Source organism: Kitasatospora sp. NPDC052896 (genome assembly GCF_044547075.1).
Taxonomy (GTDB): Bacteria; Actinomycetota; Actinomycetes; order Streptomycetales; family Streptomycetaceae; genus Kitasatospora.
On sequence record NZ_JBITZU010000007.1, the window covers coordinates 311480 to 326212 of the forward strand.

The following is a 14733-nucleotide window of genomic DNA, read 5'->3' on the forward strand; positions in this document are numbered from 1 at the left end:
TCGCTCCCATCATCGCGGATCCACCACCCCCGGTGGCACCCCGGTCACGGCGAACGTTCGCGGAACGCTCGCGGGCCGGCCTGGCCGCGACATAACGTCAGTTAGACGATTAGACTGGCGGCATGCCCAATCTCCGCCTCGCCCTGAGCCAGTTCGATCCCCACGTCGGGGACATCGCGCACAACAGCGAGGAGGTGGTGCGCTGGACCAGGCGTGCCGCCGAGCGCGGTGCGCAGTTGGTCGCGTTCCCCGAGATGGCCCTGACCGGCTATCCGGTCGAGGACCTCGCGCTGCGGCGGTCGTTCGTGGAGGCCTCCCGGGCCGCGCTGGTGGCGCTGGCCGAGCGGCTGGCCGCCGAGGGGCTGGGCGAGCTGCCCGTCCTGGTCGGCTACCTGGGCCGGTCCGAACAGGAGTCGCGCCGCCCGTACCGGCCGGCCGGGTCACCGCAGAACTGCGCGGCGGTGCTGCACCGGGGCCGGGTGGTCACCCGGTTCGCCAAGCACCACCTGCCGAACTACGGCGTCTTCGACGAGTACCGCTACTTCGTGCCCGGTGAGCAGCTCTCGGTGCTGCGGCTGCACGGGGTGGACGTGGCGCTGGCGATCTGCGAGGACATCTGGCAGGACGGCGGACGGGTGACCGCCGCCCGGGAGGCCGGGGCCGGGCTGCTGCTGGTGATCAACGGCTCGCCGTACGAGCGAAACAAGGACGACCTGCGCCTGGAGCTGGTCCAGCGCCGGGCCGCCGAGGCCGACTGCACGTTGGCGTACCTCAACATGGTCGGCGCCCAGGACGAGCTGGTCTTCGACGGCGACTCGCTGGTGGTGGACGCGGCCGGCCGGGTGCTGGCACGCGCGCCGCAGTTCGAGGAGGCGCTGCTGGTGCTCGACCTCGACCTGCCGGCCGCCGACGAGCGCGACCGCACCGACGGCCTGCTGCTCAGCGACGGCCTGCACCTGGCCCGCACCGAGCTGGGCGGCGAGGTCGTCGAACGGCCCGCCGAGCCGCTCACCGCGGGCACCGCGCCGCGGCTGGAGGACGAGGCCGAGATCTACGCCGCCCTGGTCACCGGCACCCGGGCGTACGTGCGCAAGAACGGCTTCAAGTCGGTGCTGATCGGTCTCTCCGGCGGCATCGACTCGGCGCTGGTGGCGGCCATCGCGGTGGACGCGATCGGCTCCGAGAACGTGCACTGCGTCTCGATGCCGAGCCGCTACTCCTCGCAGCACTCCCGGGACGACGCGGCCGAGCTGGCCCGGCGCACCGGACTGCACTTCCGGACCGTCGAGATCGCCCCGATGTTCGACGCCTACATGGACGCGCTCGGGCTGACCGGGCTGGCCGAGGAGAACCTGCAGTCCCGGCTGCGCGGCACGCTGCTGATGGCGATCTCCAACCAGGAGGGGCACATCGTGCTCGCGCCCGGCAACAAGAGCGAGCTGGCGGTCGGCTACTCGACCCTGTACGGCGACTCGGTGGGCGCCTTCGGCCCGATCAAGGACGTCTACAAGTCGCTGATCTTCCGGCTGGCCCGCTGGCGCAACGAGCTGGCGGCCGAGCGCGGCGAGACCCCGCCGATCCCGGAGAACACCATCAGCAAGCCGCCGAGCGCCGAGCTGCGGCCGGACCAGCTGGACACCGACTCGCTGCCCGACTACGACCTGCTGGACGCCGTGCTGGACGCCTACGTGGAGGGCGACCAGGGCCGGGACGCGATCGTGGCGCAGGGCTTCGACCCGGCCGTGGTGGACCGGGTGGTGCGGCTGGTGGACACCGCGGAGTACAAGCGTCGGCAGTACCCGCCGGGCCCGAAGATCTCCCCCAAGGGCTTCGGCCGGGACCGCCGGCTGCCGATCACCAACGGCTGGCGTCGCGGCTGACCGGCCGCCGGCTTCCGCCGCGACGCCTCAACGGTCGTAGCGGAAGTCGGCGGCGACCGCCCGGTGGTCACTGCCGTCGGCCGGCAGCACCCAGGAGTCGGTGGGCTGCATGCCCCGGCTCATGATCTGGTCGATCCGCGCCATCGGGAACTCCGAGGGCCAGCTGAACCCGAAGCCCGCCCCCGCGGTGCCCTGCGCCGAGCGCAGCTGCGAGGTGACCGGGGCCAGCGCGCGGTCGTTCATGGTGCCGTTGAGGTCACCGAGCAGCAGCACCTTGCCGAGCGGCTCGTCCTGGATGGCGTCGCCCAGCGCCTGCGCGCTGACGTCGCGCTGGTCGGCCGTGAAGCCGCCGTCGAACTTCACCCGGACCGAGGGCATGTGCGCCACGTACACCGCGAGCGGCCCCTCGGGGGTGGTCACCTCGGTACGGAAGGCCCGGGTCCAGCCGATCCTGATGTCCACCACCCGGGTGCCGGAGAGCGGGTACTTGGACCAGAGCCCGACCGTGCCCTCGACCACGTGGTACGGGTACGCGGTGGCCAGCCCAGCGGTGTAGACCGGCAGCGCCTGGCCGGTCAGCTCCTCCAGCGCGACGATCTGCGCGCCCGAGCCGACCACCATCCGGGCGGTGCCGGCCGGGTCGGTGTTGCCGGCCTCCACGTTGTGGGTGAGCACGGTGAAGTCGCCCTTGCCGGTGCTCTTGTCGCCGAGCAGGCCGCCGAACAGGTTGACCCAGACCAGCACCGGCAGCAGCAGCGCCACCAGCGCGGTGGCCGAGCGGCGCAGCAGCGCGCCGACCAGCAGCACCGGGACCAGCAGGCCGAACCAGGGCAGGAAGGTCTCCAGCAGACTGCCGAGGTTGCCGAAGCTGTTGGGCAGCTGCCGGTGCAGCGCCATCAGCAGGGCGAGCAGCCCGGCCAGCACGGCGAGGATCCAGCCGCGCCGCCAGCTGCGGCGGCCCTTGCGGTCCGGGCCCCAGGAGCGGCGGAGCCACCCGCCCGCGCGGCGCAGGCGTGCGCCTGCGGCGGTGGGCGGCGTGCCGCCACCGTCCGCCACGACTGCTTCGTCGGCCTGCGTCATGCGGTGACCCCTTGGTGCTCTGCGGTTCGTCAGGCTGTGCCGATTCCGACGCAAATGATCTGATTCTCGGCTGAGCCTATGACGTGACAGACGTCCGAACGGTCACCCAGGGTTCCGGCGCGGCCGCGACTAGCCGGCCCGGCGAACGTGAGCCGGGCCACCCAGACCCTCCAGCACCGCCTCCACCATGGCGGCGGACAGCCCGGGGTCGTCCAGTGGTGCGTCGTCCCAGAGCACGGTGCGCACCAGCATCGGGCCGACCAGCATCTCGGCCAGCATCTCGGAGTCCAGGTCGGCCCGGAACTCGCCGGTGGCCTGACCGCGCTCGACCACCGAACGGATGGTCTCCCGACGGGGCCTTATCACCCGCTCGTAGTAGACCTCGCGGAGCGCGGGCAGCCCGTGCAGCTGGTTGAAGACCACCATCAGCACCCAGCGCGAGCGCTTGGCCAGCCCGCGCCGGCGCATGTGCTCCAGCAGCGTGACCAGGTCGTCCTTGGCGCAGCGGCCGGCCAGCTCGGGCTCCGGGTCGTCCAGCCGGACCACCACGTCGACCAGCATGGCCTCCTTGTTGGGCCAGCGGCGGTAGATGGTGGCCTTGCCGACGCCGGCGGCCTGTGCCACGCCCTCGACGGTCAGGTCGGCCAGCCCCGCGCCGTCCATCATCAGCCGCTCGACGGCCGCGCAGATGGCCTGCTCGGCCGCCTCGGAGCGGGGTCGGCCGCGCCGGGGCGCCGCACAGGTCGGCGTCCCGGCGGAGGTGCCGCCGGGGGCACTGCCGAGGAGATGGGCCTGACGCTCCGTGTCCATGCGGCCATTCTCCACGCTGATCACTCAGGCCTCGGCGGACTGCGGGGCGCGGGTCTCCTCGGCCGGCGCCGGGCCGCCGGCGGCCGGGGCGGCGACCTTGCTCGGCAGGCAGAACCAGGCCAGCAGCGCGCCGACCAGGGTCACCACGGCGGACAGCGTGGCCACCGTGTGCATCGCGTGGATGAAGGAGTCGAAGGCCGGCTGGACCAGCACCTGGCCGCGCGGGCCGAGCGTGCCGACCACGTCGAGGGTGGCCTCCAGCGACTCGCCGGCCGCCTGCCGCGCCGCGGGCGGCAGCTGCTGGAGGTGGTCGGTCATGCCGTTGCGGTAGACGGTGGAGAGCACCGCGCCGAGCACCGCGACCCCGAGCGAGCCGCCGACCTGGCGGAAGGTGTTGTTGATCGCCGAGCCCGAGCCGGCCTTCTCCCGCGGCAGCGAACCCATGATCGAGACGGTCACCGGCGGCATCACGTGCGCCATGCCGGCGCCCATCACGAAGCCGATCACCTCCAGCACCCAGATCGGGGTGGTCGTGCCGAGCAGCAGGTAGCCCAGGAAGGAGAGCGCGATCAGCAGCATGCCGCCGGCGCAGGTGGCCCGGACGCCGAGCCTGTCCACCACCAGCCGGGCCCGCGGGGCGAACAGCATCTGCGCGACGGCCAGCGGCAGCATCAGCGCACCGGCGGCCAGCGCGCTGTAGCCGCGCACGCCCTGGGTGTAGAAGACGCCGAAGAACGAGACGCCCATCAGCGCGAAGAAGACCAGGCCGATCACCGCGACCGAGGTGGCGAAGACCTTGTTGCGGAACCAGGTGACGTTCAGCGCCGGGTGCGCGATCCGCCGCTCGTACAGCACGAACACGGCCAGCGCGCCGAGCCCGATCAGCACCGGGACGACGGCCGCGGGGTCGGTGAAGGAGGCCTTGTCGCCGCCCTTGATGATGCCGTAGATCAGCGCCACCAGACCGACGATGGAGAGCAGCACGCCGACCGGGTCGAGCTTGCCGGGGTTGGGGTCCTTGGAGTCCGGGACCAGGACGGCCATCGCGACCACGGCGACCACCACGATCGGCACGTTGACCAGGAAGACCGAGCCCCACCAGAAGTGCTCGATCAGCAGGCCGCCGGTGATCGGGCCGATCGCGATGGCCAGACCGACCGCGCCGGCCCAGATGCCGATCGCCCGCGGCTGCTCGTGCCGCTCGAAGACGTTCATGATGATGGCCAGCGTGGCGGGCATCACGAAGGCACCGCCGAGGCCCATCAGCGCGCGGAAGCCGATCAGCTCGGCGGGGCTGGTGGCCATCGAGCAGAACAGTGACGCGACGCCGAACACCACCATGCCGACCAGCAGCGTCTTCTTGCGGCCGAACCGGTCGCCGAGCAGGCCGGAGGTGAAGAGCAGCCCGGCGAAGACCAGCGTGTAGGCGTTGATCGCCCACTCCAGGTCGCTCTGCGAGGCGCCCAGGCCGACCGGCGCCGGGGTCGAGATGGTCTTCATCGCGACGTTGAGGATCGAGCTGTCCAGGACCACCACGAGCAGGGCCAGCACCAGGGTGCCGAGGATCGCCCAGCGGCGGCGGTGGATGGCTTCCGGCACCCGGGGCGGGCTGGTGGGGAGCGGCGATGACATGCGGGTGTCCCGTCGAAGGAAGGAGTGCTGGCGGGAGGGACGACCGGGCGCGGCCCGGCCTCTTAACGAGACGCAAACGTCTCGGAACCCCCGGCGGCCCAGCGTACTCGCTTTTACGATACGAGACGTAGCCGTATCGTAAAGGCTGGGCAAAGCCTCGCCGGACGGTCGGGGCTTTTGCTGCGTGGCGGGGCCGTGCAAGCATGGGGGTGATCCGGGGACGCCGCACGGCGCCACGAGACGACAACCCTTCAGGAGCCTGTTCCATGAACACTTCTCCGCTTTCGCCTGCCCAGACGCCCGCCGCCGCGGCGGCCGCGTCCCAGGGCAGCACCCTCTACGGCGGGGTCACCAACCGCCGCGTCACCGTCCGCGACCTGGCCGCCGCCAAGCAGCGCGGCGAGCGCTGGGCCATGCTCACCGCGTACGACGCGCTGACCGCCGGTGTCTTCGACGAGGCGGGCATCCCGGTCCTGCTGGTCGGCGACTCGGCGGGCAACTGCCACCTCGGCTACGACACCACGGTGCCGGTCACCATGGACCAGATGACGATGCTCTCCGCAGCCGTGGTGCGCGGCACGCAGCGCGCGCTGGTCATCGGCGACATGCCGTTCGGCTCGTACCAGGAGTCCCCGGCCCAGGCCCTGCGCAACGCCGCCCGGCTGATGAAGGAGGCCGGGGTCCACGCGGTCAAGCTGGAGGGCGGCGAGCGCAGCGCGCACACCATCGAGCTGCTGGTCGAGGCGGGCGTGCCGGTGATGGCGCACATCGGTCTCACCCCGCAGTCGGTGCACGCGCTGGGCGGCTACCCCGTCCAGGGCCGCGGCGACGAGGCGGCGCACAAGCTGCAGCGCGACGCCAAGGCGGTGCAGCAGGCCGGCGCCTTCTCGGTGGTGCTGGAGGCGGTCCCGGCCGAACTGGCCCAGCACGTCACCGAGTCGCTGACCATCCCGACCGTCGGCATCGGCGCCGGCGCGGGCTGCGACGCGCAGGTGTTGGTGTGGACCGACATGGCGGGCATGACGGCCGGCCGGGTACCGAAGTTCGTCAAGAAGTTCGCCGAGCTGCGCGAGGCACTCGGCGGCGCGGCCCGGGAGTTCGCCGACGAGGTGCGCGAGGGCAGCTTCCCGGCGCCCGAACACACCTTCCACTGAAGGCGGTTGGCGGGGCCGGCACTCCGAGCGGGTGCCGGCCCCGGCCGCCGGTCCCGACCGCTGACAGCGGCGTGACAGCGGGCTGACAGCGGCGAGCGGGCGATGACGGCGGGGTGACGGCCGGGCCGGACAGCCTGGGGGCATGACACAGATCGCCCTCGCCCCGCACGACCAGGGGCACCGCACCAGCCGGCGGACGACGACCGGCACGGCCGTCGAGGCCCGCGGCATCGTCAAGCACTTCGGTGCGACCAAGGCCCTGGACGGGGTCGACCTGACCGTCCAGGAAGGCACCGTGCTCGGCGTGCTCGGCCCGAACGGCGCCGGCAAGACCACGCTGATCCGGGTGCTCTCCACGCTGATCCGGCCGGACGCCGGTACCGCCGTGGTGGGCGGCTACGACGTGCTCACCCAGCCCCGGCAGCTGCGCCGCACGATCGGCCTGACCGGGCAGTACGCCTCGGTCGACGAGCTGCTCTCCGGCCACGAGAACCTCTACCTGATCGGCCGGCTGCTCGACCTCTCCCGCCGGGACGCCCGGGCCCGGGCCGCCGAGCTGCTGGAGCGCTTCTCGCTCACCGAGGCGGCCAAGCGCCCGGCCAAGACCTACTCCGGCGGGATGCGCCGCCGGCTCGACCTGGCGGCCAGCATGATCGGCCGGCCCCGCGTGCTCTACCTGGACGAGCCCACCACCGGCCTGGACCCGCGGACCCGCAACGAGGTCTGGGGCGAGGTGCAGCGGATGGTCGGCGAGGGGGCCACGGTGCTGCTCACCACCCAGTACATGGAGGAGGCCGAGCAGCTGGCCCGGGACCTCACCGTGATCGACCGCGGCCGGGTGATCGCCAACGGCACGGTCGCCGGGCTGAAGGCCCAGGTGGGCGGGCAGACCCTGCAGGTCCGCCCGGCCGACCCGGCCGAGCTGCCGGCGATGGTCCGCTGCCTGACCGAGGCCGAGCTGCCCGGCGCCGCCGTCGCCGCCGACCCCGAGCACCCGGACCGGCCCGGCCTGCTCACCGTGCCGATCACCGGTGACGAGCAACTGACCGCCGTGATCTGCGTGTTGGGCAGCCGCGGATTCACCGTGGCCGGCATCGACACCAAGGTGCCCAGCCTGGACGAGGTCTTCCTGGCCATCACCGGCCGCACCACCACCCCCACCGCTGCCGCCGGCGACCCGGCCGACCGCAAGGAGCAGCTCGGATGAGCACCGCCACCCTGACCACCCTCCGCCCGGAGGCGGACCGCCGGATCGGCCTCACCGCCACGCTGCGCCACGTCGGCGCGCTGACCCGGCGCAACCTGATGCGGATCAAGGCCGACCCGGAGTCGATGGCCGACGCGCTGATCCTGCCGGTCGTCTTCACCGTGCTCTTCGTCTACGTCTTCGGCGGCGCGGTCTCCGGCAGCCAGCAGGAGTACAAGCAGTACATGATCCCGGGGCTGCTGGGGAGCACCGGGCTCAACCTGGCGATGGCCGTCGGCACCGGGATCAACACCGACTTCAGCACCGGGGTGATGGACCGGTTCCGCACCCTGCCGATCGGCCGATCGGCCGTACTGCTCGGCAAGTTGATGGCCGAGGCCTGCCGCAGCCTGATCTCCTTCGCCATCCTGATCGGCTTCGCGCTGCTGCTCGGCCTGCAGATCAAGACCGGTCCGCTGCAGGTGCTGGCCGCGGTCGGCCTCTCCCTGCTGTTCGGCCTCTCGCTCACCTGGGTCTCGATGCTGCTCGGGCTGGCGATGCGCTCGGCGCAGGCCGTGCAGGGCGTCACCATGCTGGTCATCATGCCGCTGCAGTTCGGGAGTTCGATCTTCGCGCCGACCCGCAGCATGCCGGGCTGGCTCCAGGCCTTCACCAGGCACAACCCGCTCACCAACCTGGCGGACGCCTGCCGCAGCCTGATCAACGGCGGTCCGTTGGCCCACTCGGTGACCACCGTACTGATCTGGTCGGTGGCGATCACCGCGGTCGCCGCACCGCTGGCGGTGGCCCGCTACCGCAAGCGCACCTGAGCCGGCAACGGCTGTCCCGGGAGCCGGAGTCCGGCCCCCGGGACGGCCCGGTCAGAGCCCGTCGAGATCGTCCAGCAGCACGCAGGCCTCGGAGAGCGTCAGGGCGCCGCCGGCGGCGAGCGCGGTCCGGTACGCCTCCTCGCCGAGCAAGCCGACCAGGCCCCGTTCGCAGTGCTCGCGCTCCTCGCGCTCGACGACCGACCCCTGAATGCCGTGCAACCCCAGGTGCGCGCCGAGCAGTTCGGCGCCCCGCACGGCGGCCGGGCGGCTGCCGTCCCGCACCGCCCGCTCGACCAGCACCCCGACCGCCGGCAGCATCAGCATCATGGTCATGTGCTCGGCGAACACGTTGGCCCCGCTCTCCACCGACCGCACCAGCCGGCGCCCCTCGCGCAGCAGCTCGAGCCCGCGCCCCGGCTCGCCCGCCCGGGCCACCACCCAGGCCCGGCAACAGCCCACGATCCCCTGGAAGATCTGCGGCATCACCGGGCCGAACGCCCCGTGGTCGAGCTCCAGCCGGTCCAACTCGCCGAGCGCCTCGGCGTACTCGCCACGCCGCGCGTGCAGCGAGCAGAGCACCATCCGGCCGTAGAGCAGCGCACCGTCGCCGACCTGGCTGCCCGCGCTCACCGCCTCCATGGCCTCACGGATCAGTCGCTCACCGGCCTCCCGGTCGCTGTCGAACATCGCCTCACCCAGCCGGACCTGGAGCATCGACGCCTCCTGCCGCGCACCGATCTCCCTGGCCAGCTCGATCGCCAGGCCGTAGTACTCGACGGCGCGCGCCGAGTCGCCGCTGCGGGCCGCGTTCTCGCCCCGGGCGGAGAGCGACTCGGACATCCCCCAGCGGTCCCCGGCGCGGGTGAACAGCTCCAGCGCCTCCTCGGTGTCCCGGATCGCCTGCTCCAGACCGCCGGCCCAGTCGTTCATCAGCCGGGCCCGGATCTGCAGCACGAAGGCGAGGTCGTGCGGCCGGCCGTGCCGGCGACAGCCCTCCACCGTCTCGTCCAGCAGCGGCCGCATCCGGTCCATCTCACCGGCCAGGAAGGCCGCGAACACCCGCTGCACCATCGGGAACCGGTAGCTCTGCGGCAGGTCCGGGGTGTACATCGCCAGCACCCGGTGCGCGACGCGGCCCACCTCGGGGTCGCCCAGCATCGCCATGTTGCCGGTGAACAGCGAGATCAGCACCTGGAGCTGGAGCTGCCGACGGGCCTCCTCCAGCAGTTCGCGGGCCATCGGCGGCGGCGCGTCCAGCGGGTCCACCAGCAGCGGGACGGGCCGGGGCGCGTGCTCGTCGAAGGCGTTCGGGCCGAGCGCGGCCACCTCCTCGTACCACTGGCGCGACTCGGTGTGGTAGTCGCGCAGCGACCAGAACCAGCTCATCCCGAGCACCAGGACCAGTGCCTCCTGCTCGTCCCCGGCGTCCACCGCGCGGCGCAGGGCGGCCCGGATGTTGTCCTGCTCGCGCTCCAGCAGCGCGATCAGCTCCAGCTGCCGCGGGCCGTGCAGCTCGCGCGAGGCGGTCCGGGCCAGCTCGCGGAAGTGGTGCAGATGGCGGCGGACCGGCTCGGTCTCCCCCGCCTCGGCGAGCCGCTCGGCGGCGTACTCGTGGATCGTCTCCAGCATCCGGTAGCGCGGCGGGCCCTCCGGATTGAGGACGGCCACCAGCAGCGACTTGTCGACCAGCGAGAAGAGCGGCTCGGCGACCTCCGCGGCGGCCGGGCCGGCCGGGTCGGCGCAGACCTGGACGGCGTCCTCCAGGGTGCAGCCGCCGGCGAAGACCGACAGCCGGCGCAGCACCGCGCGCTCGCGCTCGTCCAGCAGCTCCCAGCTCCAGTCGACCACCGCGCGCAGCGTCTGCTGGCGCGGCAGCAGGATCCGGCTGCCACCGGTGAGCAGCGCGAACCGGCCGTCCAGCCGGTCCGCCAGCTGGCGCGGCGTCATGCTGCGCAGCCGGGCGGCGGCCAGCTCGATGGCGAGCGGCAGACCGTCCAGCCGGCGGCAGATCTCCGCACAGGCCGCCGGGTCGTCCGCGGGGTCGAAGCCGGGCCGGGCGGCGGCACCGCGCTCGGCGAGCAACCGCAGCGCCGTCGGGTCGGGCAGCGGCTCGACCGGCAGTACCGCCTCGCCGGGCACGCCGAGCGGCTCGCGGCTGGTCGCCAGCACGGTCAGCCCCGGGCACTCGCCGAGCAGTCGGTCGGCGAGCGTGGCGGCGGCGTCGACCAGGTGCTCGCAGTTGTCCAGGATCAGCAGCATCCGGCCGCGGCCGCAGCGTTCGACGATCTGCCGCACCGGGTCCTCGGAGCGGCCCTCGACCACCTCGGCCACCGTGGAGTGGTGCAGCACCGTGCCGCGCAGCCCGAGCGCGGAGAGCACCGCGCCGGGGACTGCCGACGGGCTCTCCAGCGGCGCGAGTTCGGCCTGCCAGACGCCGTCCGGGAAGTCCTCGCCGGCCTGTTGCAGGGCGCGGCCGGCCTCCACCGAGAGCCGGGTCTTGCCCGAGCCGCCCGGGCCGGTCAGCGTCACCAGCCGTCCGCCGCCCAGCAGTTGGGAGAGCGTCCGGAGGTCCTGCGAGCGGCCGACGAAGCTGGTCAGCAGCGGCCGCAGATTGCCGACCGGACCGCGCGCTGACGCAACGGAAGTCACCTCGCGCTTGGCGGACTTCACCGACGGTTCGAGCAACTCCCGGTGCAGCTGCCGCAGTTCGGTACCAGGATCGGCGCCCAGTCGCTCGGCCAGCGCGCGCCGCACGGTCTCGTACCGGCTCAACGCCTCGGCGGTGCGCCCGGTCTGCCGCAACGCGCGGATCCACAGCACGTGCAGCGGCTCGTCCAACGGCCGGTCCGCACAGAGGCCGGCCAGCTCGGCGGCGACCTCGGTGGCCCGGCCGAGCACCAGGTCGGCGGCGATCCGCCGGCGCTGCGCCTCCGCCCGCTGGGCCTCCAGCCGCACCGCGCTGCCCGCCCGGTCCGGCAGGTCGGCCAGCGCCGGCCCACGCCAGAGTGCCAGCGCCGCCCGCAGGTCGCGGGCGGCCGGTTCGGCCTCGCCGGCGTCCAGCGCCCGGCCGCCCCGGGCGGCGAGCTCCTGGAACCGGCCGAGGTCGGTCCGCGGCCCGGTCAGCCAGTAGCCGCCGGGGCCGGAGCCGACCTCGTCCCGGCCGATGGTCCGGCGCAGCCGGCCGACCAGGGTCTGCAGCGCGGCGGCCGCGTCCTGCGGCGGCTCGGTGTCCCAGACCTCGTCGATCAGCACCTCGGCCGGCACCGGCCGCCCCTCGCGGAGCACCAGCGCGGCGAGCAGCGCGCGCAGTCGGGCGCCGCCGAGCGGGACCGGGGTGCCGTCGTCGTGGTGGGCCGTGGTGGTGCCGAGGATTCCGTAACGCACTGGACCATTCTGCTGGAGGGCGCCCGCCCGCGCGGGCGCCGGGTGGAACGCCGGGCGGGAGGGCGGGAGCAACACCGCGCGGGAGGGCGGGAGCAACACCGCGCGGGAGGGCGGCAGGAACACCGGGTGGGGGGAAGACCGGCGGGACCGCGGCCGGAACGGCCGCCGGCCGCCCGTCGTTCATCCGTCGTCGCTTGTCCGCGGCGGCCTGCCCGGGCATGATCGGTCGGGTCCGCCCACCGTGCCGCCATCGGAGACCCGAACACCATGAGCTTTGCCGACACCCGCCGCAGCAGCGAGGAGCGCCGGATCAGTCCGGTGTTCTGGGTCCTGCTCGGGATACTGGCCGCCTCGGGGTGGGCGGTGTGGACGGGGTACGGCGCGGCCGGCTTCGGCGTCTTCCTCTTCGTGGTGGCCGGCTGGATGATCTCGCTCTGCCTGCACGAGTACGCGCACGCCCGCACCGCGCTGCACGGCGGCGACATCACCGTCGGCGCCAAGGGCTACCTGACGCTCAATCCGCTGCGCTACGCCAACGCGGTGACCAGCTTCGTGCTCCCGGTGATCTTCGTGGTGCTGGGCGGCTTCGGCCTGCCCGGCGGCGCGGTCTTCATCGAGCGCAACCGGATCCAGGGCCGGCTCAAGCACAGCCTGATCTCGGCCGCCGGACCGCTGGTGAACGCCGCCTGCGCGGTGCTGCTGCTGGTCCCGGTAGGCGCCGGCTGGCTGGACAACCTGCCGGGCACCACCAGCGTCGGCGACTACCAGGTGAGCGTCTTCCCGGCGGCGCTGGCCTTCCTGGGCTTCCTCCAGGTGAGCGCCACGCTGCTGAACCTGCTGCCGGTGCCGGGGCTGGACGGCTACGGGATCATCGAGCCCTGGCTCTCGCTGAAGACCCGGCGCGCGGTCGCGCCGTTCGCACCGTACGGGATGCTGGCGGTCTTCGTGCTGATCTGGCAGTCGCAGATCAACCAGTGGTTCTTCAACCTGGTCTACGACGTGCTGGGCCTGTTCGGGGTGTCCGGCGGCTACGCGGACCTCGGGCAGTACCTGTTCCGGTTCTGGTCGCACTAGCCCTCGGTGGTACGGGCCGCCCGGGAGAGCCGCTCCTTGCGCAGGTAGAACCAGGCGATGTTGCTGGACACTCCGGCCATCAGCACCCAGACCACGCCGAGCCAGTTGCCCTGCACGAAGGAGACCACCGCGGCGGCCACCGCGAGGACGAAGACGAGCGAGGCGTACAGGGCGTTGCGGGGCATGCTGCCGGCTCCAGGGGTCGGGGGCGTTCGGCAGCCATTCTCGCCGACGGTCCGGGCCCACCCGCAGCAGGGTGTGCCCGGACCGTCCGCGTTGTCACGAGATCTTCACGGCGGCTCACCGTGGGTCACCCACGGTGGCCCCGGTCACACGTCCGTGATCCGCAGTCCGGCGTGCGCCTTGTACCGGCGGTTGACCGAGATCAGGTTGGCGACCAGTGACTCCACCTGGTGCGCGTTGCGCAGCCGTCCGGCGTAGATCCCGCGCATCCCGGGGATCCGCTCGGCGAGCGCCTGCACCAGGTCGGTGGCGGCGCGGTCGTCGCCGAGCACCATCACGTCGGTGTCGATCCGCGCCACCTCCGGGTCCTGCAGCAGCACTGCGGAGAGGTGGTGGAAGGCCGCGGTGACCCGGCTCTCCGGCAGCAGCGCGGCGGCCTGCTGGGCGGCGCTGCCCTCCTCGGGGACCAGCGCGTAGGCGCCCTGCTTGTCGAAGCCGAGCGGGTTGACGCAGTCCACCACGATCTTGCCGACCAGCTCGGCCCGGATCGCGGCGAGGGTCTCGCCGTGCCCGGCCCACGGCACCGCGACGATCACGATGTCGCTCTCCCGGGCGGCGGTCGCGTTGTCCGCGCCGCGCACGCCGAGGCCGATCTCGGCGGCGGCGGTCTCGGCCCGCTCGGCGTTGCGCGAGCCGATGATGATCTGCTGGCCGGCCTTGGCCAGCCGGTACGCCAGGCCGCGGCCCTGGTCGCCGGTGCCGCCGAGGACACCGACCACCAGCTCCGAGATGTCGGGGCGCGGGTCGGCCGGGTTCGCTGAATCGAGGGAAGTCATACCCGAGATCCTGCCAAAGCCCGCGGCCCGGCTCCATCCTGCGGGGATGGACGCGATGAAAGTCTCCGCGCTGCGCGAGGCACTGGCGGGCTCCGAACTGCTCCGGACCACCCGCGCCTTCGCCGGCTCGCTGCGCGGCTCGGTCACCCGGCGCTCGGCCCGCGGCCTGCTGCTGGTCGGCACCGCCGCGCACGAGCCCTGGCACCTGGCCGCCCACCTGGACGACGAGGCCGCCTGGTCGGGCGTGCCCGGGCTGGCGCCGGCCCTGATCCGGCACCGGGTGCCGGTCGACGCGCCAGCCCACCTGCGGCACGGGCTGCCGCGGCTGGCCGACGCGGGTCGCGGCGAGACGGTGCTGGTGGTGGCCCCGGACCGGGCCGGCGACGGGCTGCTGGAACGGGTCGCGGACGCCCGCCGGGGCGGGGCCACCGTGCTGGCGCTGGAGGCCGGGGACCGCGAACTGGTCGGGCTCGCACACGAGAGCCTGACCGTGCCGGCCGCCGACGAGTCGGGCTTCGACTTGGTGCAGCACCTGGTCAGCTCGGCGGCCGCCGAGTCGCGCCGCGCGGAGTCCCGGCTGGCCAGGCTGCTGCGGCAGTTCACCGTGGCACCGGTCAGCCGCTGGTGAACCGCGGGTGCGCGGGCCGGACGGTGGAGCCGGCGGAAAACCCGTTGCCCGGCTCA

The 14733-nt window shown here is 73.3% G+C and carries 12 protein-coding genes; 6 read left to right on the top strand and 6 right to left on the bottom strand.

The window, feature by feature from the left end; translation table 11 throughout:
- The first annotated feature begins 122 nt into the window (after positions 1–122).
- Positions 123–1880: an NAD+ synthase gene (locus ACIGXM_RS17765; protein ID WP_396561799.1), complete on the top strand. Its 1758-nt coding sequence runs from the start codon at positions 123–125 to the stop codon at positions 1878–1880.
- 27 nt (positions 1881–1907) lie between these two features.
- Here ACIGXM_RS17765 and ACIGXM_RS17770 read toward each other — a convergent pair whose 3' ends face one another.
- From ACIGXM_RS17770 to ACIGXM_RS17780, 3 genes are all read right to left on the bottom strand, one after another.
- Complete coding sequence (locus tag ACIGXM_RS17770; RefSeq protein WP_396561801.1) at positions 1908–2960, bottom strand: endonuclease/exonuclease/phosphatase family protein; 1053 nt, start codon at positions 2958–2960, stop codon at positions 1908–1910.
- 129 nt (positions 2961–3089) lie between these two features.
- Positions 3090–3770 (bottom strand): TetR/AcrR family transcriptional regulator, encoded by a 681-nt coding sequence (locus tag ACIGXM_RS17775; RefSeq protein WP_396561803.1) that lies wholly within the window; start codon positions 3768–3770, stop codon positions 3090–3092.
- Positions 3771–3794: 24 nt separating this feature from the next.
- Complete coding sequence (locus ACIGXM_RS17780) at positions 3795–5402, bottom strand: MFS transporter (protein WP_396561805.1); 1608 nt, start codon at positions 5400–5402, stop codon at positions 3795–3797.
- A gap of 266 nt (positions 5403–5668) precedes the next feature.
- Here ACIGXM_RS17780 and panB point away from each other — a divergent pair, with 266 nt between their 5' ends.
- From panB to ACIGXM_RS17795, 3 genes are all read left to right on the top strand, one after another.
- Positions 5669–6556, top strand: a complete 888-nt coding sequence (gene panB, locus ACIGXM_RS17785; protein ID WP_396561807.1) for a 3-methyl-2-oxobutanoate hydroxymethyltransferase — start codon at positions 5669–5671, stop codon at positions 6554–6556.
- Between the two features lie 142 nt (positions 6557–6698).
- The gene (locus ACIGXM_RS17790; RefSeq protein ID WP_396561809.1) at positions 6699–7763 is read left to right on the top strand and encodes an ATP-binding cassette domain-containing protein; all 1065 of its coding nucleotides are present in this window, start codon (positions 6699–6701) and stop codon (positions 7761–7763) included.
- Positions 7760–8572: an ABC transporter permease gene (locus tag ACIGXM_RS17795; RefSeq protein WP_396561811.1), complete on the top strand. Its 813-nt coding sequence runs from the start codon at positions 7760–7762 to the stop codon at positions 8570–8572. The genes ACIGXM_RS17790 and ACIGXM_RS17795 overlap by 4 nt, the downstream gene beginning before the upstream one ends.
- Before the next feature lie 51 nt (positions 8573–8623).
- Here the strand turns inward: ACIGXM_RS17795 and ACIGXM_RS17800 are convergent, their stop codons facing one another.
- Positions 8624–11956, bottom strand: coding sequence for a BTAD domain-containing putative transcriptional regulator (locus ACIGXM_RS17800; protein WP_396561813.1), 3333 nt, complete (start codon positions 11954–11956; stop codon positions 8624–8626).
- Positions 11957–12223: 267 nt separating this feature from the next.
- Here ACIGXM_RS17800 and ACIGXM_RS17805 point away from each other — a divergent pair, with 267 nt between their 5' ends.
- Positions 12224–13030 (top strand): site-2 protease family protein, encoded by an 807-nt coding sequence (locus ACIGXM_RS17805; protein WP_396561815.1) that lies wholly within the window; start codon positions 12224–12226, stop codon positions 13028–13030.
- Here the strand turns inward: ACIGXM_RS17805 and ACIGXM_RS17810 are convergent.
- Together ACIGXM_RS17810 and npdG are read right to left on the bottom strand one after the other, a co-directional pair.
- Positions 13027–13215, bottom strand: coding sequence for a hypothetical protein (locus ACIGXM_RS17810; RefSeq protein ID WP_396561817.1), 189 nt, complete (start codon positions 13213–13215; stop codon positions 13027–13029). The genes ACIGXM_RS17805 and ACIGXM_RS17810 overlap by 4 nt on opposite strands.
- A 144-nt stretch (positions 13216–13359) precedes the next feature.
- On the bottom strand, positions 13360–14049 hold the full coding sequence (gene npdG, locus ACIGXM_RS17815; RefSeq protein WP_396561819.1) for an NADPH-dependent F420 reductase: 690 nt from the start codon (positions 14047–14049) through the stop codon (positions 13360–13362).
- Between the two features lie 46 nt (positions 14050–14095).
- Here npdG and ACIGXM_RS17820 point away from each other — a divergent pair, with 46 nt between their 5' ends.
- On the top strand, positions 14096–14677 hold the full coding sequence (locus ACIGXM_RS17820) for a hypothetical protein (protein ID WP_396561821.1): 582 nt from the start codon (positions 14096–14098) through the stop codon (positions 14675–14677).
- Positions 14678–14733 lie beyond the last annotated feature (56 nt).